General features: G+C 58.9%; 12 protein-coding genes. 4 read left to right on the top strand and 8 right to left on the bottom strand.

The window, feature by feature from the left end:
- Nucleotides 1–32: 32 nt before the first annotated feature.
- Complete coding sequence (clpB, locus tag V7D69_RS04145; RefSeq protein WP_333605133.1) at nucleotides 33–2,612, top strand: ATP-dependent chaperone ClpB; 2,580 nt, start codon at nucleotides 33–35, stop codon at nucleotides 2,610–2,612.
- A gap of 57 nt (nucleotides 2,613–2,669) precedes the next feature.
- Here clpB and V7D69_RS04140 read toward each other — a convergent pair whose 3' ends face one another.
- Together V7D69_RS04140 and V7D69_RS04135 are read right to left on the bottom strand one after the other, a co-directional pair.
- On the bottom strand, nucleotides 2,670–5,765 hold the full coding sequence (locus V7D69_RS04140; protein WP_333605132.1) for a TonB-dependent receptor domain-containing protein: 3,096 nt from the start codon (nucleotides 5,763–5,765) through the stop codon (nucleotides 2,670–2,672).
- 380 nt (nucleotides 5,766–6,145) lie between these two features.
- Entirely contained in the window at nucleotides 6,146–8,977 is a 2,832-nt protein-coding gene (locus V7D69_RS04135; protein WP_333605131.1) for a TonB-dependent receptor, read from the bottom strand.
- Nucleotides 8,978–9,436: 459 nt separating this feature from the next.
- On the opposite strand from V7D69_RS04135, the gene V7D69_RS04130 reads away from it, so the two are divergent.
- The 3 genes from V7D69_RS04130 to mtnP are packed head-to-tail and all read left to right on the top strand — an operon-like array spanning nucleotide 9,437 to nucleotide 11,764.
- On the top strand, nucleotides 9,437–10,222 hold the full coding sequence (locus tag V7D69_RS04130) for an SDR family oxidoreductase (RefSeq protein ID WP_324063618.1): 786 nt from the start codon (nucleotides 9,437–9,439) through the stop codon (nucleotides 10,220–10,222).
- A gap of 8 nt (nucleotides 10,223–10,230) precedes the next feature.
- Complete coding sequence (locus V7D69_RS04125) at nucleotides 10,231–10,884, top strand: TetR family transcriptional regulator (RefSeq protein ID WP_333605130.1); 654 nt, start codon at nucleotides 10,231–10,233, stop codon at nucleotides 10,882–10,884.
- The gene (gene mtnP / locus V7D69_RS04120) at nucleotides 10,874–11,764 is read left to right on the top strand and encodes an S-methyl-5'-thioadenosine phosphorylase (RefSeq protein WP_324063621.1); all 891 of its coding nucleotides are present in this window, start codon (nucleotides 10,874–10,876) and stop codon (nucleotides 11,762–11,764) included. Before V7D69_RS04125 ends, mtnP begins: the two co-directional genes overlap by 11 nt.
- 152 nt (nucleotides 11,765–11,916) lie before the next feature.
- Here the strand turns inward: mtnP and V7D69_RS04115 are convergent, their stop codons facing one another.
- The 6 genes from V7D69_RS04115 to cpaB all read right to left on the bottom strand — a co-directional run bounded on the left by V7D69_RS04115 (nucleotide 11,917) and on the right by cpaB (nucleotide 18,576).
- On the bottom strand, nucleotides 11,917–12,930 hold the full coding sequence (locus V7D69_RS04115; RefSeq protein ID WP_324063623.1) for a type II secretion system F family protein: 1,014 nt from the start codon (nucleotides 12,928–12,930) through the stop codon (nucleotides 11,917–11,919).
- Nucleotides 12,931–12,946: 16 nt separating this feature from the next.
- The gene (locus V7D69_RS04110; protein WP_333605129.1) at nucleotides 12,947–13,918 is read right to left on the bottom strand and encodes a type II secretion system F family protein; all 972 of its coding nucleotides are present in this window, start codon (nucleotides 13,916–13,918) and stop codon (nucleotides 12,947–12,949) included.
- A 64-nt stretch (nucleotides 13,919–13,982) separates the two neighbouring features.
- Nucleotides 13,983–15,251, bottom strand: coding sequence for an AAA family ATPase (locus V7D69_RS04105; RefSeq protein WP_333605128.1), 1,269 nt, complete (start codon nucleotides 15,249–15,251; stop codon nucleotides 13,983–13,985).
- Nucleotides 15,252–15,254: 3 nt separating this feature from the next.
- On the bottom strand, nucleotides 15,255–15,914 hold the full coding sequence (locus V7D69_RS04100) for a CpaD family pilus assembly protein (protein ID WP_333605127.1): 660 nt from the start codon (nucleotides 15,912–15,914) through the stop codon (nucleotides 15,255–15,257).
- A 14-nt stretch (nucleotides 15,915–15,928) separates the two neighbouring features.
- Nucleotides 15,929–17,566, bottom strand: coding sequence for a type II and III secretion system protein family protein (locus tag V7D69_RS04095; RefSeq protein WP_414691001.1), 1,638 nt, complete (start codon nucleotides 17,564–17,566; stop codon nucleotides 15,929–15,931).
- Nucleotides 17,566–18,576: a Flp pilus assembly protein CpaB gene (gene cpaB / locus V7D69_RS04090; RefSeq protein WP_324063631.1), complete on the bottom strand. Its 1,011-nt coding sequence runs from the start codon at nucleotides 18,574–18,576 to the stop codon at nucleotides 17,566–17,568. Before cpaB ends, V7D69_RS04095 begins: the two co-directional genes overlap by 1 nt.
- Nucleotides 18,577–18,625: the final 49 nt, after the last annotated feature.

The following is an 18,625-nucleotide window of genomic DNA, read 5'->3' as shown; positions in this document are numbered from 1 at the left end:
CTATATGATCGAGGTCAGGAGGCAAAGACACCATGAATCTCGAAAAGTTCACTGATCGTGCCAAGGGTTTTCTGCAAGCGGCGCAAACGGTCGCGATCCGCATGAATCACCAGCGGATCAGCCCCGAACATGTGCTCAAGGCGCTGCTTGACGATTCCGAAGGAATGGCGGCAGGGCTTATTAAGCGCGCAGGCGGCAACCCGGCCATCGCCACCCAGGAACTGGACAAGGCGCTGGCCAAAGTGCCGGCGGTTTCGGGCGGCGGCGCGCAAGCTTCACCGGGACTCGACAATGATACGGTGCGTGTACTCGATGCGGCTGAGCAGGCGGCGGCCAAGGCCGGCGACAGCTTCGTCACGGTAGAGCGCCTGCTGCTGGCGCTGACCCTGGCCGCCACGACGCCGGCTGGGCAGGCGCTCAAGGCCGCCAATCTGACGCCTCAGGCATTGGAAGCCGCGATCACAGAACTGCGTGGTGGCCGCAAAGCTGACAGCGCCGGGGCCGAAAACGCCTATGACGCGATGAAGAAGTATGCCCGCGACCTTACCGAGGCTGCTCGCGACGGCAAGCTCGATCCGGTGATCGGGCGCGACGAGGAGATCCGTCGCACCGTTCAGATTCTGGCCCGGCGCACAAAGAACAATCCCGTCCTGATCGGCGACCCCGGCGTCGGCAAGACCGCCATTGTCGAAGGTCTGGCCCTGCGCATTGCGAACGGCGACGTGCCGGATTCGCTGAAAGATCGCCGCTTGATGGCGCTTGACATGGGTGCGCTGATCGCCGGCGCGAAATATCGCGGCGAGTTCGAGGAACGGCTGAAAGCCGTGCTTGACGAAGTGAAGGGCGCCGAGGGTGAGATCATCCTGTTCATCGATGAGATGCACACGCTGATCGGGGCGGGGGCCTCCGAAGGATCGATGGACGCAGGCAACCTGTTGAAACCGGCGCTGGCGCGCGGCGAATTGCATTGCATCGGCGCCACCACGCTGGATGAGTATCAGAAGTACGTTGAGAAGGACGCCGCTTTGCAGCGTCGTTTCCAGCCCGTGTTCGTCGGCGAGCCGACTGTGGAGGATACTATCTCAATCCTCCGCGGGCTGAAGGAGAAGTACGAGTTACATCACGGTGTGCGCATCACGGACGGCGCGATCGTGGCGGCGGCGACGCTTTCCAACCGCTATATCACTAACCGCTTCCTGCCTGACAAGGCGATCGACCTGATGGACGAGGCCGCCAGCCGCATCCGCATGGAGGTGGAATCCAAGCCGGAAGAGATCGAGAAGCTGGATCGCCGCATTGTTCAGCTGAAGATCGAGGAAATGGCGCTCGGCAAAGAGACTGACGAGGCTTCCAAGGACCGCCTGGCGCATTTGCGCGAAGAACTGGGCAATCTTGAACAGCAATCCAGCGAATTGACCACTCGCTGGCAGAATGAACGCGACAAGATTGCCGCCGAGGGCCGGCTGAAGGAACAGCTGGATCAGGCGCGCAGCGAACTGGAGCAGGCGCAACGTTCGGGCGACTATGCCAAGGCGGGCGAACTGTCCTACAGTGCGATCCCTGCGCTTGAGAAGCAGCTTGCCGAGGCGCAAACGCATTCAGGCAATGCGCTGCTGCGCGAGGAAGTGACCGAGGACGACATCGCCGGCGTGGTCAGTCGCTGGACCGGCGTGCCTGTCGACAAGATGCTTGAAGGCGAGCGCGAGAAGCTGCTGCGCATGGAAGAGATGCTGGGGCAGCGCGTGATCGGCCAGAAGGACGCGGTGGAAGCGGTTTCCAAGGCCGTGCGCCGCGCGAGGGCCGGTTTGCAGGACCCCAACCGGCCGCTGGGCAGCTTTCTGTTCCTTGGTCCTACCGGCGTGGGCAAGACTGAGCTGACTAAGGCGCTGGCCGGCTTTCTGTTCGACGATGATACGGCGATGGTGCGCATCGACATGAGCGAGTTCATGGAAAAGCACGCTGTCGCTCGCCTGATCGGCGCGCCTCCCGGCTATGTGGGTTATGAGGAGGGCGGCGTGCTGACCGAGGCGGTGCGGCGCCGGCCTTATCAGGTCGTGCTGTTTGACGAGGTTGAGAAGGCGCACAGCGACGTGTTCAATGTGCTCCTCCAGGTTTTGGACGACGGCCGCCTGACTGACGGCCAAGGCAGACTGGTGGACTTTACGAACACGCTCATCATCCTGACCAGCAACCTGGGCAGCCAGTACCTTGCCGGCCTGGCGGACGGACAGGATGTCGACAGTGTAGAACCGCAAGTGATGGAAGTCGTCAGGGCCCATTTCCGCCCCGAGTTCCTCAATCGCCTGGACGAGATCGTGCTGTTCCACCGCCTCGGCCAGGAGCACATGGGCCCCATCGTCGATATTCAGATCGGCCGTGTGCAAAAGCTGCTTAAGGACCGCAAGATCACGCTGGACCTGACAGACGCCGCGAAGCGCTGGCTCGGCCGTGTGGGCTATGACCCGGTCTACGGCGCGCGGCCCCTGAAGCGAGCAGTGCAACGGTACTTGCAGGACCCCTTGGCGGAAAAGCTGTTGGCGGGTGAAGTACCGGACGGCTCGGCCTTGCGGATTGATGAAGGCGACGGGGCATTGGCGATCGGGTTGGGGTGAAAGAAAGGCGGGATCCAGCGATCCCGCCTTCCATTGCATAAGCTTTATCTAACGAACTTACATGTGCACTCGAAAGCCTGCGTAGAAGAAGCGGCCGACATTGTCATAGAGTGCATCGTCTCCGTCCGTGCGGTTGCCTACACCCAGCAGACCGTACGGCGGAAGCTTGTCTGTCAGGTTGTCCACGCCCACGTAGAACTGGAACGTCTTGTCTATGTCGACCGTCAGCTTCACATCGTGATACCACGTGGTTGGGTACTTCTTGATTAATGTGTATTCTGGTTCCTGCGGAGCTTCCCCGTTAAGTGAGTAATAGTCTGCGTAATCATCAATATACATATGTCCTATGAAGTGTAACTGATAGTGTAGCGTGAAGCGGCCGTGTTTGTAATCCAGATTTCCAACGGCTTCCCACTTCGGGTCACCGAGATTGCCGAGTTGCCGGGTAACACGGTTCGGATTGGAAACATCGTAATAATTATCTCGTTGAAGAACGAGCGCGCCATTGCCCTGAATATTCAGAACGTCACCATTGCCGAAGTGGTGTGCATAAGACGCGTTGACATCGATGCCCCGTGTTTTTTGTTTTGCAAAGTTTACCGGACCGGCGAGAACAGCAGGATCTTCGAACAAATGCGTTGTGGGGTCGCGATTTATCAGCCCGCAATAGGCATTATTCAAAGATGTCGCGTCATAGCAATTGTCGACAATTTGCTGGGCATCGATCGTCTGAATGACATGATTGATGGTGATGTTATAGTAATCAACCGACAGAGAAAAACCCGGCAGCCACCGCGGCGTCGCGATAAAGCCCAGAGTATAGGAGTTTGAGGTTTCCGGTGTCAGGTTGGGATTGCCGCCTTGCAGAAATGACAGATTGGTGTCGCGCGATGGTTGATTGATGAAACCTTCAGGAATGCCGGCGGCGGTACAGTTCGCGTCGCGAGTAGCGGCGCCGGTGTTGCGGTTCTGCACATCGCAGGGATCGCTAATGAATCCGAAGTTCTGGGACGGCGTTGCGTAAAGGTCGTTTTGTGTGGGAGTACGAATTGACCGTGCGAAGCCGAAGCGGAACTTAATATCGCGCGTGGGGGCGTAAATTGCGCCCAGGTTATACGACCAAATACCTCCGGAAGTGTTATAGTCGGAATAGCGCGCGGCGGCATTGACCGATAGTTCCTGCGCGAAGCGGGCGTCCTTCACGACTGGCAGATTTATTTCGCCGTAGACTTCCTTTGATGTGAGCGCCGGCGGGAAGAAGTCTGGCAGTGCGTTGAGGAACGTCGCGCCGGCCTTGGTCAGCGCATCCCAGGTCGAAGAGGCAGTTTCGCGGCGATATTCGCCGCCGACGTTGAATGCCAGCGAGCCGCCGCCCCAGGTAGTGAACCAGCGCGACAGGTCTCCGGTGAGGTTTGCGGTAATATCAAGTTCCGAAGCGCGCTGACGATTGAACGCGGTGGTGTTGATATACTTCAGGGCCGGGGGCGTCAGCGTCGAATTGCCTGAACCGAACAGGCTGATGGGGACACAGTTCGGATCGTTGTTCGTCGGATCGGAATCGGCATTAATGCCGCAAACGATCTGGCCTGCACCATTTCTTACTGCGTTGATCGCATTGAGGAACCCCGCGGTTTTGCTCAGGTCCTGACTGTAGAGCAACAGATTGTTCAATGAAGTGGTGCTGCCGTGAAATTCGCCATAATTAAGCGCGACCTCATAATGCCATGTATCCATGAAGTTGCCACGCACGCCCGCGACGATGCGGTAGGTATCACGTTTTTCCAGTTCAGCCCGTGGGCCGAAATCGACATTGAAACGGCTCATGGTGAAGGTGTCGGTTGCGGGACTGTTACAGCGACCGATCGATTGTAGCGTTTGCAACGCCTGCGTGCCGAGGAACGGGTTGTTGCACCGGAGGTCGAAACCGCCGCCAAAGAAAGCAGGAATCGAGCCTTGGAAGAAGCTAGGTTGGCCTTCCTGGTTTGCGCGGATACGCACGTATTTGGCTTCCACGAATGGCGTGAAAGCGTCCGATATGTCGAAATGACCGATGAGGTTGACCGAAAAGCGTGAGAGCATTGGATCGAGCTGGCCGGTGTTGCGCAACGTGGAACCCAGGCCACCAACGGTATTCGAACTGCCTCCATCGGTGATGTCACGGAAATCGAGCGTGGGATTGCTCATAATGAGAGTTCCATCAGGCTGGAACATGTAGCGCTGGGCAAAGCCGCTGGTGCGGCAGCGAGCGCTATTGGTAAGGTCAGCTGCACCGCACACCGCGGTCAATTCGCCCCCATCCGATAGGCTTCCGTTGCGTACTCCAGTATAGAAGCCGAAATCGGAAATGCCGTCGGATAGGTTCGCGGGGTTGCCCAAATCCTGTTGGCGGTTGAACTGCGAGCGGCCGCTGAACGCGCCAGTCTGACCATCGCGCTGGACATTGTACAGCGCATTCTGATGCGCGTATTCTAGAGAGACCGCAATATTGCCACGACCGTCGCTGAAATTCTTGCCATAGGTAAGCGTGCCAAAATAGCTGCCACGATCGCCCCGGCTGGAAATGCCACCCTGACCCCCGATTTTGAGTCCATCGAAATTCTGCTTCAACACAAAATTCACGACGCCGGCCATCGCGTCCGTGCCGTAAACGGCTGAACTGCCGCCGGTGATTACATCCACTCGCTCAAGTAAGTCGCTGGGAATCGTATTGGTATCAACCAGATAATCGCCCGGAGATGAAGTTACATGACGGCGCCCATCGACTAACACCAGCGTGCGCGACACGCCCAAACCGCGTAGGTCGAGAAAGTTGACGCCTGAAGTACCAATGAATTGCGTTGAGTTGGCCTGACTGAAGGTACTGCGCAATGCTGGCAGATTGTTGAGCGCATCGCCCAGACTGAGGTTGCCAGTGGCCAGCAAAGTTGGCGCTGTGACGGAAGTCACGGGAACTGGCGATGACAAGTTGGGTACTCGGATGCGCGTGCCCGTGACGATGATTTCGCTGGCCTTTGTCTCGGCGCTTTCGGACGAAGGGGCGGGAGCTTCTGCTACGTTCCCTTCGCTTTGGGCGTGCACTGTGGGTGCATAAATGCCCGCGAGCGAAAGGCAGGTTGCGCTGCACAGCGCGGCCTTTTTAATAGAAGTTTTCACGATATGTGTCCCCTGTTGCTGCTGAGCGCCCTGCAGACATGTGACAAACTTCAAAAGCGCCCGGCTGACGAGACAACGCATTCTGGATGCGTCGTTGCTCTACCGTTGAAGTTTGTTGCCTCGCCCGAATCGTGTTTCAAGTCATTTTGGTATGATGTGAGGAATGCGTTCTTTTATGTTGCGATTCTGCTACAGATGTGACCAAATGGTTGAAATATCGTTAGCTAAATCATCGTATGTGCGGGGAAAGGGCGGAAAATTCTTTAATCACTGCACCGCGTGCGGGCGTTGATCTTGGTGCGCCTTTCACACAGCGATATGTTCCGAAGGAGAGGCGGCTGGCCTTCGCCGGCCGCCTCAATGGCTATGCTTCGGAGTCCTCAATATTTGGCGGTAATGCCGACGAAGAATGTACGGCCGAGGACATCGTACACCACAGGGAAGGTATTTGCCGCGTTGTATGCGGTGCCTCCCGCAGCTGAACCGACGATTGGGGGTTGCTTGTCAAAGGCGTTCTGGACGCCGAAACGCAATGTGTAGGAATCCTGCACCGTGAAGTTAGCCGTGAAATCGAAGTAGCTCACGGCAGGTATCTTCGACTTCAGGATGTCCGTACCGGCATCCTCCTTTACTGAGCCGATTAGGCGCCAACGGCCAGCCAGGTTGAAGTCCTCGTTTCCAATGGTAAGCGTTGCAGTGTGCTTCCACTTGGGCATGGGTGCAATATTGCAGGCAAAGCCGAAGCGGCCGGCACATTCCGTCTCCGGAAGGAAGGAAGCGCCCTGCTTCTTGTAGCTTATGACATAAGTTCCCGCCACGTTCAGGCCGACGGTATAGGTGCCCACCGGACGCTTATAGTCGAACTGAAGATCAATGCCTCGAGTTTTGCGTGAAGCGGAGTTGAACTGAAACTGATCTACGCCGTAATTTATGCCGCCGGAAAGTGATCCGCTGAGCGCGTTGCGATGAATCGCTTGGCAATACGGGCTGCTGGCATCCTGAGTCACCGAATAACAGGCGTCCACCACGTTCTGCGGCGAACCGCCAAGCGTATCGATCGCATTCTTGATTCTAATGTCGTAGTAGTCGACCGAGAACGTAAGCCCCCGAACACTGGGCGGGTTGAGCACAATGCCCAAAGTGATCGTGTCAGCTTTTTCCGCTTTCAGATCCAGATTGCCACCGGAAAAGGTATTGATCTGGCCCGACACAGGACCGGGAACTCGACCAATCTGGCTTGCGGGGGCACCGGTGGCTATGCAGAGATTGGTTAGAGTGGCGTTGCCGACAGGATTCGTCCCGGCGCACGGATCAGTATCAAGATTATCAATTGATGATACGTGAGGCGCTGCAAGTTCGTAAAGGTTCGGGGCACGAACCGCGCGCTGATACATTCCGCGAAGACGTATTCCGTTTGTCGGCGTCCAGTTCGCGCCACCTTTCCAAGTGAACACGCCGCCTGCCGTGGAATAATCGGAGTAACGCGCACCTGTTTCGAGCGTCAGTTCCTGCACCCCAGGTTTGTCGGAGACAATGGGTATCAGAAGCTCCCCGTAGACTTCTTTAACGTTATAACTGAATGGCGCAAAGGGAATGCCTTGTCCGTAACCGATCAAATCGCCCGAAGCGAAAGCTTGGTCGATATCCGCACGTGCCTTTTCCTTGCGATACTCTACGCCCAGAGCGACGCCGATGTCGTTGCTCGACCAGGGAGAGATCGATCCTATGGTGCCGGAGACTGAGGCGCCGGCCACCCATTGTTCAGTAACATCCTTCTCCGCGCCGCTTGCACTAATGAACGCCAGAGTCTGGGGGCTGACCGGGTCCGTAGTGAATAAGTTCAGCGGCACGCAGCCATTACTCGGGTCACGGCAAGCGATGGAGCCTCCCGATTGCACTGCATCGAGAGCCTGTGTCACGCGAGCGAAAGACACGTCGTTCAGATAGGCGATATTGCGGGTAGTCTTGGAATATTGGCCGAAGACGTCGTAATGCCACTTTTCAGCGAGATCGCCCCGCACGCCAAGGACGGCCTGCCAGGACTTATTGTCGTAGGTCGTCGTTCGGCCTCCGCTCTCGACGAAACGGCGACGAATATTCAAAGCGGTCGATCCGTCGGGATTGATCGTCCCGATGCCATTGAAGAACAGGTCGCGTTGTTGAGCAGTTAGAAATGGATTGTCGGGAAAGATGTTGAAAGAATAACCGAAGGTTCCCGTGGGTGCGCTCTGACTATTAACTTTACTGCGAATGTAGCTGCCGCGACCGTAAATCTCCACTCCATCTGCGACTTCGTATTTGGCGAGGACGGTTCCTAGCCAGCGTTTTTGCGGAGTAATGAGGTAATTTGGCGGCGCGTAGTTATATGGCTCATAGAATGGAACTATGTCATTGTTGGCGCCAACCTGATAATAACTACCGCCGGTGCTGGCGAAAGTGTTGTCGAAAACGGTCGGAACAGCGGTGGAGGAGCCGCCTGGGGAAACGAGGTCGTCGGAACTGAGCGCGAACTTCGAGAAATCGCGATCCGATTGAAAGATCAACTTGCGCTTCAGATAACCGATTGAGGCGACAATGTTGCCACGGTCGCCCAGCTTCATGCCTCCGGTCACATTGACGTCATAGACCGGCGCATCACCCCTGCTCGACAACTGAGTGGAACCATCGAAGCGAAGGCCGGTAAATTCGTCATCGAGAATAAAGTTCACCACGCCCGACACGGCGTCCGAACCGTAAACGGCTGAAGCGCCACCAGTCAGCACATCGACGCGTTTGATGAGCGCTGTCGGGATGGAGTTCACATCGACCACGCCGTTGTAGTCGTAAGAAACCATACGTTTGCCGTTGACAAGAACGAGCGTCCGCTGGTCACCGAGACCGCGCAAGTTAAGCGTCGCAGCGCCGGGACTATCGTTGTTAACGGCAGGGCCTTTTTCCGGTAGGAACTGCGGGTTCTGGGCCAAGAGGCTTTCTACGCTGGGGGAGTTGAACTCCTTGAACGTATCGCCGCTGACGACGGAAACCGGGCTTGAAGCTGTCAGATTGGGGCTGATAATGCGAGAACCAGTGACGATGATCGTGTCGCTCGTCTCGCTTTGACTGCCCTGGTCGGGAGAGGTGGCTTGCTGCGCATAAGCTCCCGTCCCGCCGATCATGAAGGCGGCAATACTCGTTGCGCCGCGAAACGCGGCTTTTTGGATCGATGTTTTCACGTCTTTGTGTCCCTTGTTTTCGTTTGCCCATCGGGAGCGTGACCAAACCCGACGGGCAAACGGAGGCAAGCAGCGGCTCACTGTTAGACATATTGCCGCACTGAGAGGGTTGTTGCGCTACCTGAACCGTGATTCAACATAATTTGCGGTAAAGTACGAATTGGTTCATACATTGTGGCTGTCATGCAACAGTTGGTGCTGTTCCGTATCCATAATCGCCTTTATCTAAAGGAATTCGATTATCTTGCGTCAGGTAACGCATGCTGTTGCATATGAGCATTATGTTGCTTGAAAGTTGCGTCAAAGAAGGGCTTTAAGGAAACGCCATTGCGTTTGCTGTGCGATGGAGCTGTCGCTCATTGACCTGCAAGTCCGTTCCTTTTAACCGGTTGATTAAGTCTGCACGCAGAACCCCGGATCGATGCCGGAGGTCGCCTCATTTCTGGAAAGGAAGCAAAATTGAAGCTCGATAGCAGCGTCGCAGCAGTCATTACCGGCGGCGCTTCGGGCCTGGGCGCGGCTACGGCGCGGGCGCTGGCGGGGCGGGGAGTGAAAGTCGCCATTTTCGATCTCAATGCCGAGGCAGGAGAGGCTTTGGCGAAAGAGACTGGCGGTGTTTTTTGCGAAGTGAACGTCACGGACGATGCCAGTGTCGAGGCCGGCTTTGCCAAGGGGCGCGCCGCACATGGACAGGAGCGTATCCTGGTAAACTGCGCCGGCATCGCGCCTGCGGCCAAGACGGTGGGACGGAGCCGCGAGACGGGCGAGCCCAAGGGACATGATCTGGCGTTGTTCGAAAAGGCGATCGCCATCAATTTGGTGGGCACTTTCCGTTGCATCGCCCAATCGGCTGCGGGCATGGTGACACTCGATCCGGTGGATGCCGCCGGCGCGCGCGGCGTTATCGTCAACACCGCATCGGTCGCGGCGCAGGATGGACAGATCGGGCAAGCGGCCTATGCAGCATCGAAGGGCGGCGTGCTGGCTATGACGCTGCCGATTGCGCGCGATCTGATGAATGACGGCATCCGCGTGAACACCATCATGCCCGGCATATTTGAAACGCCGATGATGGCGGGCATGCCGCAAGGGGTGCAGGACGCGCTGGCCGCCATGGTCCCGTTTCCCAAGCGCTTGGGAAAACCCGAAGAATATGCGCAGCTTGCCCTTTTCATGATCGAACATGATTATATGAACGGCGAAGCGGTACGCCTTGATGGCGCTATCCGCATGGGCCCGAAATAAGGATCTGCATGGGAAGCCGGAGTCAAGCAGCGATGGAAGCGGCGGGGGACATCGCCGCCCCGCCCGGCGCGCGCGATCTGCTGCTGCAGACGGCAAGCGCGATCATGCGTGAGGGCGATGTGGTCGACATCTCCCTTTCCGAACTGAGCCTGCGTTCCGGCCTCAATTCCGCGCTGGTGAAGTATTATTTCGGCAACAAGGCGGGTCTGCTCAAGGCTCTGCTGGATCGGGACTGGCAAGCGATCGTCACCAGCGTCGATGCCCTGCTGGCCAAGGACGGGTGGTCGCCCGAAGCGAAACTGCATCGCCACCTGTGGAAGGTCGTCGATACGTTCTACGACGTGCCTTACCTCAATCGCCTGACCATGCGCATGGTTCGGGAAAGCGACGATGCAGAAGCGCGCCGGATCGCCGATTGCTATCTCTCGCCGATTTACCGCGCTTATGAGCAGCTGATCGGCGATGGCGTGAGGGCCGGCGTGTTTCGTGAAATCGATCCGCAACTTTTCTATTTCACAGTGACAGGCGCGGTGGATCGGTTCTTCTCGGCGCGGCTGGTGCTCAAACACTGTTTCGATCAGGATTCGTTGACCGAGACGCTGCGCGATCGCTATCGCGAACACACGATAGACATCATCATGGCAGGTATTCTTGCGCGCTGAAAAAAGCAGGTTCTGGCACATCGGGGTTATCGGGGGTTCAGGGCTGGCCGCCGGCATCGATCTGGAAGATGCGCAGGAGATTCCGGTCTCCAGTCCGTTTGGCGAACCTTCGGGTCCAGTGACCACCGGTCATATCGGCGATGTACGGTTTACCTTCATCGCGCGGCATGGCGCGGGGCACGGCATTCCGCCGTCCGCCGTCAATTACCGTGCCAATATCGATGTCCTCAAACGCTGCGGGGTGACTGACGTGGTTGCCCTTAGCGCGGTGGGCTCGCTCCGCGAAAACATGGCGCCGGGCCAGTTCGTGGCGGTGGACCAGTTCATCGACCGAACAACGGCGCGGACGAACAGCTTCTTCGGGGCGGGGCTGGTCGCTCACGTAAGCCTTGCCGACCCGGTCTGCGCGCGGCTTTGCGAACTTCTGGCCGCCGCGGCCCGGCTTGCCGGTGGGAAGGTGCATCAAGGCGGCTGTTATGTGTCCATCGAAGGGCCGCAGTTCTCGACCCGCGCCGAAAGCCGCGTCTATCAGTCGTGGGGCGCCGATGTGATTGGCATGACCGCGATGCCCGAAGCGCGCCTGGCCCGCGAAGCGGAGTTGCCATATGCTCTGCTGGGCATGGTCACTGACTACGACTGCTGGCGTGAGGAAGAAGGTGGGGTGGAAGTCAGCCATGTGCTGGAAGTGATGCACGCAAACGCTCGTATCGCACGCGACGCCTTGCGCGCCCTGGCGGCGGGGCTGCCCCCCGTTCGAGAGCCAAGCCCGATCGACACCGCGCTGGAACATGCCTTTATCACCGCGCCGGATGCGCGCGACCCGGAATTGGTCGCAAAGCTCGACGCGGTGGCTTGCAGGATTTTCGGCGAGCGAGATTGATGGCCGGGAGGGCGATATCTCAGTAAGCTGGCCCGAAGAAAACTTATTGCCGTCGTTTCAGGGCCTCGTTTCGTAAGGCGATCGTATCCTGCTGGGAAACCCTCCACGGCCGGCGCTGCCCGAGTGCGGCATTCACGCTCCGACAATGTCCATCAATGCCCTTTCGCTGGACCGCCAGCGGAGAAGGCGTCGGATATCGAGCAGGCCGCCGGGCCGAGAATGACGATGAACAATACGGGCAGGATGAACAAGATCAGCGGAACCGTCATGATGGCGGGCAGCCGCGCCGCCTTTTCCTCAGCCCGCATCATGCGTTCGTTGCGAAATTCCGCCGATAGCACGCGCAGCGCCGAAGCCAGCGGTGTGCCGTAGCGTTCCGTCTGGATCATCGTTGTGACCACACCGCGAACGGCGTCGAGATTCACGCGCCAGGCGAGATTTTCGAATGCCTGCCGCCGTTCGGTCAAGAATGACAGTTCGATCGATGTGAGAGAGAATTCCTCGCCCAATTCCGGATAAGCGCGGCCCAGTTCGCGAGAGACGCGTTCGAAGGCGGCATCGATCGTCAAGCCAGCTTCGGCGCAGATCACCAGCAGGTCAATCGCGTCAGGAAGGCCCTTGCGGATCGCATCGGTGCGCTTGCTGGCCAGGTTTTGAATGAACAAGTCCGGTCCTTTGTAACCGGCGATAAGCATGGCGGCGAAGCCCATGAACTTCTTGAAACTGCTCCACTGCGGGAAGTAGTTGATCCAGTAGATCACGATCGCGGCAAGACCGCCGAGCACGATTGGCGCAACCAGCCGGGCAAAGATGACTGCAACCGCCCATTCCTTGTTGCGGATGCCGGCCTGCGCCAGTTTCTGCTGGATGATCTTGAGCTGGCTGTCCTGCAGCATCTTGAATGCGCCAAGGAACTCTCCAATGCGGTCCGTCGTGTCATTGCGACGCACTACGCTCTGACGCTTGCGCGCGGTGGTGACAATGCCGGCCTTGAGTGCTTCGCGCCGCTGGTTGAGCGCTTTGACGCGCTTGGCCATCGGGTCCGTCACCGTCACGGCGGCATAAATGGCGATCACAACGGCTGCTGCGGCGATAAACGCCAGCACGGTGCCGACAAAGATGACGTCGAAACCGAGGAGGGTCGGACCCGTGGGTTGATTAATCATTGTCCCTTGTCCTCGATCAAATCTCGAAACTAACCATCTTGGCCATGATGAAGGCGCCGATACCCATCCATATAAGCCCCCCCAGGCCGGCGACGATCAGCCGTTGGTCAATGAAGAACGTGCCGATGTAGTTGGGATTGATCCACCAGATCATGCCGAAGACGATGAAGGGCAGGGCGCCCACGATATAGGCCGATGCTTTTGACTCCGAGCTCATCGCCCGGATCTTGAGCTTCATTTGCGCGCGTTTGCGCAGCACGTCGGCTAGGTTTGCCAGCGTTTCGGCAAGATTGCCGCCGGTTTCGCGCTGGATCGCCAGAGTGATGCAAAAGAAGTTGAACTCCGGCATGGCCAGACGGTCGGCAGTTTCCTGGAGGGCGTCCTCCATCGTTTTGCCAACCTTGATGCGGTCGGTGATGAGCTTAAATTCTTCGCCGACCGGCCCTGGCACTTCCTGAGCCACCACGCCAAGCGTTTCAGTAACTGGAAGGCCGGAGCGCAAACCGCGCACGAGCAGTTCGATGGCATCGGGAAACTTCACCGTGAATGAATTTGCGCGTCGTTTGATGAAGTGGTTCACGGCCATGTGTGGGATGCCGGCACCCGCGGCCAGGCCGATCGCCAGTGCAAGGATAAGCGCACCGGACTTGAGATAGATAATCGCGGCGATGAAGCCGGCGAGGCCAAGCGAGGAATAGAGATACTGCGTGACTGACCAGCCTTTGCCGGTGCGATGCAGGCGCAGGGCCAAGGCATCAATCCGCGAACCGGAACCGGCGATCCGGTGCACCCGCGGCTTGCGCGCGGCGACCGCCTTGCGCATTTGTGCCTCTAGTCGGTCGCTCGTGCTTTCCGAATGGCGGAGGCGGACAGCGCGAAGACGGCGATTCGATTCCTTGCTTGCCGACGGGCCGGCAAACGCAGCAACGACTAGCGCCCCGACGCTCGCCAGGCCACCTGCCAACAACATCAACTGCAGAATGTTCATCTATGTCCTACGCCCATATGTCCCACGTGCCGGATGCGCGTGAAGGATGTCAGCCCCTGTGTTCCTAACCGGCCGGTTCCGCTTTCTTGGCCTTGGGCATGATCGACTTGAGATCGAGCTTGCCCAGCAATGACTTCTTGGACGCCGCGCTTTCATCGGCTCCCTCGCGATCGACAAGCATGCGCGACAGTTCGCGCATGGCTGCTCCGGCCTTGGTCGATCGGTTAGCCTCAGCGAAAGTCTGGCCCAGCTTTGCCGCCGCCGATGCGGCTTTGATGTCATAGGGAATCGAGAGCTGGATACCGGTCTCGATCGATGCCTCGAAGTCCGCCTTGCTGATTTCAGCCACACCCTGTTGCACTTTGTTCGCAACCACGATCACTTTGGCCTGCGAAGCATTGGCCTTCAGCCAGGAAAGCAGGCGGATTGAATCGCGCGCCGAAGCCAAGGTCATTTCGACCACCAACACGACCACGTTCACATCGGCGATCAACTGAGGGAAATTGATGAGCATGTTGCGAGGAAGGTCGATCACCGTCATCTCGAATGCTTGACGAAATTCCTCCTCAAGATGCACGAAAGCTGCGCCATCGGTCATCAAAGGCGAATTGATCGGCGCTTCCGCTGAAAGAATCGCAAGATTGTCATTCGCGCGGATCATTGCGCGTTCGATGAACAGGCCGTCGATCCGGCTGGGGTTCTCGATTGCGTCAGTGAGGCCGCGGCCCGGTTCCAGGTCGAGGCTCAGGGCTCCGGTGCCGAAATGAATGTCAAGATCAAGGAGCGCCGTGGGCAGCTTGCTGTCCGTGCTGAACAGCCAGGCAAGAGACGTCGCCAGCGTCGAGGCGCCAACGCCTCCCCTGGTGCCGATGACCGCCGTCGAAACATGCTGCCTGGCATTCGCCGCATCATGCTGTTTCGGCGCCGCGAGCGCGGTCTGTGCTTGCGCGAACGCATCGCGGAGTTGTCCCGGCGCGAGGGGCTTGAGCAGATAATCGTGAATGCCGCTGGCGATAAGGTCGCGGTAAAGGCGAACGTCATTGACTTGCCCTACCGCGATCACGATCGTGCCGGGCTCACAGACTTCCGCCAGCGCGTTGATGTCGTTGAGCGGATCGCCGCTTTCCGAGAGGTCGATCATCAAGACATTGGGTGACGCCGTGATCGAGAGCGACTGGACGGCGTTGCGCAGCCCACCCTTGCAGCACTTCTCGGGCTGCCAACCCATCTCGACGACGACCGGGCGCAATGCCTCCAGCGATGCTTCATCGCAAAGATACGCCGCAAACTGATCGCGGCCATTGGGAGCACCGGATTTCCAGGCTGCGTTCATGGCTTAGTTACCCTTAGTGCCGGTTTTGGAGACCGCGTTTCCGTTGCCGGTCGGTTCCGCCTTGCGATAGGCGTCGATCGCCTTGTTGGAGCTCATCGCGACAGTGGAGCCGGCCGTATCCGCCCCGCGCAGCAGATCTTCGGGATTGGCCACCATCGCGGCGAGATTGCTGTTCGTGGCGCAGCCGTAATTGCTGGAAAGGCCGTTGTTGGGATTGAAATCGCTCTTGGCCGACCAGTCTGGGCAACCGGGGACGGACGCCTTGCTGCGAACGATCACCACGCGCGCGGTGCCCGGCGTAACATATCCGGCAGTTTGCGGCGCATCGCTATCCAGCATGAGGCCATAGCGTGAGGCGACGGCCTCGACCGCGTCGCGCGTTTCGGCATTGCCGCTCGGGTCATCAACATAGACCTTGTCGCCGTATTTCAGGCCCATGGCGTTGAACCAACCGGCAAGGCGGCTTTGTTCGCCGTAAGCCAGGCCGGATCCGCTCGTGGTGATGTCCAGCGTGTAATTGACCTTTTCGACCACCGGCTGATGAATGCTGTTCATCGAGCGGTTGGTCGGAATGCCGCCGCACCCCGCGAGCGCCAGGCCCAGCGAGAGAGCGAGGGCGGTGCTGCCGGTCAGGATGGCGCGTGCCGGTCGGAACGAAGGCATGGTGTTCACCTTTCTCACTTCAGACTGAAGCCGGGCTTGGCACTGTCGTCGGACGCGGTGTGCTTGGACGGCTTGGACTTGGCGGGGTTGGCCGGAGCCTCCGCAGCGCCGATGCCGGGGCCGGAGGCTCCGGACGGCGCCTGGCTCGGGTCAGGTCGTTTCGCGCCGCTGACCCCGTCGTTGTCCATGTTGCCGAGAAGGCGCTGCAACTCGTTGGGAGAGTTGAAGCCGTCCGTCGGCAGGGCGATCTGCGAGGCGTTGACCGGATTGACGAGATAGGGGGTGACCACGATCACCAGCTCGGTCTCGCCGCGCTTATAGTTGGTGGAGCGGAACAGCGAGCCAAGGATCGGCAGATCACCGGCGCCCGGCAGTTTCTGGATCGTGTTCGAGCTGTTGTTGCTCAACAGGCCCGCGATCATGAAGCTCTGGCCGGAGCCGAGCTCGATGGTGGTTTCGGTACGACGCACGGTAAGGGCCGGGACCAAAAAGCCATTGAGCGTGACCGCGCCGTCATTGGAGAGTTCCGATACTTCCGGGCGCACGCGCAGCGAAATGCGGCCATTGGCAAGAACCGTGGGCGTGTAGCTCAGGCTCACACCGTACTTCTTGTATTCAATGGTGGTCGTGCCCAATCCCTCGCTGATGGGAATGGGAAACTCACCTCCCGCCAGGAACTCCGCCGTTTCTCCTGAAAGGGCGGTCAGGTTGGGTTGAGCGAGGGTGGAAACCAGGCCAACGGTTTCGCCGGCGTCCAGCGCACCCAGGATATTCAGGCCGAACAGCTTGCCCATGCCCGCGATCGTGTTGGAACCGTTAAGCGGAAGCACGTTCGTTCCCGGTTTCAGCACGATCTGTCCGGTGATGGGGTCCACCACATATCCCTGCACGTTAGAGCCCATGCCCAGCGGCAGATTGGGATTGGTGGTGAAGGTGTTGTAAAAGGTACGGCCTTGACCGAGGCCGAACTTGAAGCCGCCCGTTCCGTCAATCGTGGTCAGGTTGGAACTCAGCGACTTGACAAGCGAGCGGCTGACTTCGGCAATTCGCACCTGCAGGTTGACCTGCAAAGGCGTCGCCAGATGCAAACGGCTGATGACGTTTGCCTTGTCGCCCACATAAGCTTGCACAAGCCGTTCGGCTTCGGCGGAATCTTCCGGCGTCTTGATCGTGCCCGTCAGCAGAAAGGTGTTGGAACCCATGGTTGAAACGCCGATCTTGGCTTCTGGCATGGCCAGGCGAAGCATCGCATCGACGCTGTCGAGATTCGAACCGACGCGGATAGTTCCCGACCAAACGACCTTGCCGGCGGCATCGCTGGCGTAGACAGTGGTGGTGCCGCCAGCCTTGCCGAAGACGTAGAACTGGTTCCGGGACTTGACCTGAACGTCGGCAACCGCTTCGTTGGCAACGAAGACGTCGGTCATCGCACCTGGCACGTTGACCAACTGACCATTGCCGATCGACAGTTCAATGTTCTGCACGGGGCGCATCACCGACTGAGCCGTCGCTGGAGCCGCGACCGTTATGGCCAGCGGCGAGAGCGCGCAGGCTGCGGTCAGCATGGTTTTGAGAAGACGCGGTTTCATGGTTTTGCCCTCAAAGGGGTTCGCGAGCGCGGCGAAGGCGCGTTTCATGCCGGCTGTGGCCATTACTTGCTCCCCACCACTTCTTCGGTTGTTTCCTTGCCACGGGTCACGCGGACCACGGGACCGCTGTGGACTGGCCCTGCGACGCCTGTGCCTGTCGGCGGCCCCATCGCGGCGCTCGGCGCACTCTGTCCGGCGATCGCCGGCCGGCTGGAACTCTGGAAACGAGAAACATCGCCGCCAGTCACGTAAGTGGTGTTGCCTTCCATCGGCTTGGTCATGGCCTGGCGCATCAATTGTTCTTCCTGCGCCTTGGACGCGCCTTCTGGAACCTTGACGTCGCCGCTGGCGAGGATGCGTTCGAACTCGCTCTGATTGTCGGCGATAGAGCGCAGGGAAAGGCTTATCTCGCCGACTTCCTGCGCAACGGCCACCTTCTCGGCGATGCGCGGTGTAACTTCGAGCGTAACCGTGCGGAAATCGCGTACCACCGTCTTCCCGTCGACCACCTCGTTGTCAGTGGCTTTGTCAGTGGCAAGCACGCGCAGGTTGCGGAGAATCGTCTCCGCCGTGCGTAACGGCGGGCCATTGCCTGTCACTTGCTGAGTCAGGACCAGGTCGACGTGATCGCCGGGGAAGACGAAGCCGCCAACGCCGGTCTTTGCTGACACGGGAATGGTGACGGCGCGCATTCCCGGACCGAGCGCGGCGGCAAGGAAGCCACGATCACCGGGCGCGACGAGCGCCCCTTGGGTCAGCGGTTGTCCAGCGGTGATGGGATAACGCACCACGGTGCCCAGAAGCTTGGCCGTGTCTGCCTGACCGTCAATGAAATAGGCGTCCTTGACCAGTTCTTGTGGCCAGTCCTGGAACGAGACCGCATCGGCGGTGATGATCGTGCCGACCGGCAACGCACGCTGCGCCACGAGAACTTTCGGGCCCTTCGGCTGGGCAGCAGGCACTGCGCCGGCTTGAGGTGCGGAAGCACCCGTGAATATGGACCGCGCGGCAAATGCAGTGCCTGCCGCAACCAGCAGCGCCACGATCAGCAGCACGAGCTTCTTTCTATCCATGGCTTTTAAAGCCCCCTGAAAAACCCCCGACGGAGTGCCTACTATGAGG

The sequence above is a fragment of the Novosphingobium sp. genome (assembly GCF_036733805.1).
Taxonomy (GTDB): Bacteria; Pseudomonadota; Alphaproteobacteria; order Sphingomonadales; family Sphingomonadaceae; genus Novosphingobium.
This window is presented reverse-complemented; position numbering and strand designations above follow the sequence as displayed.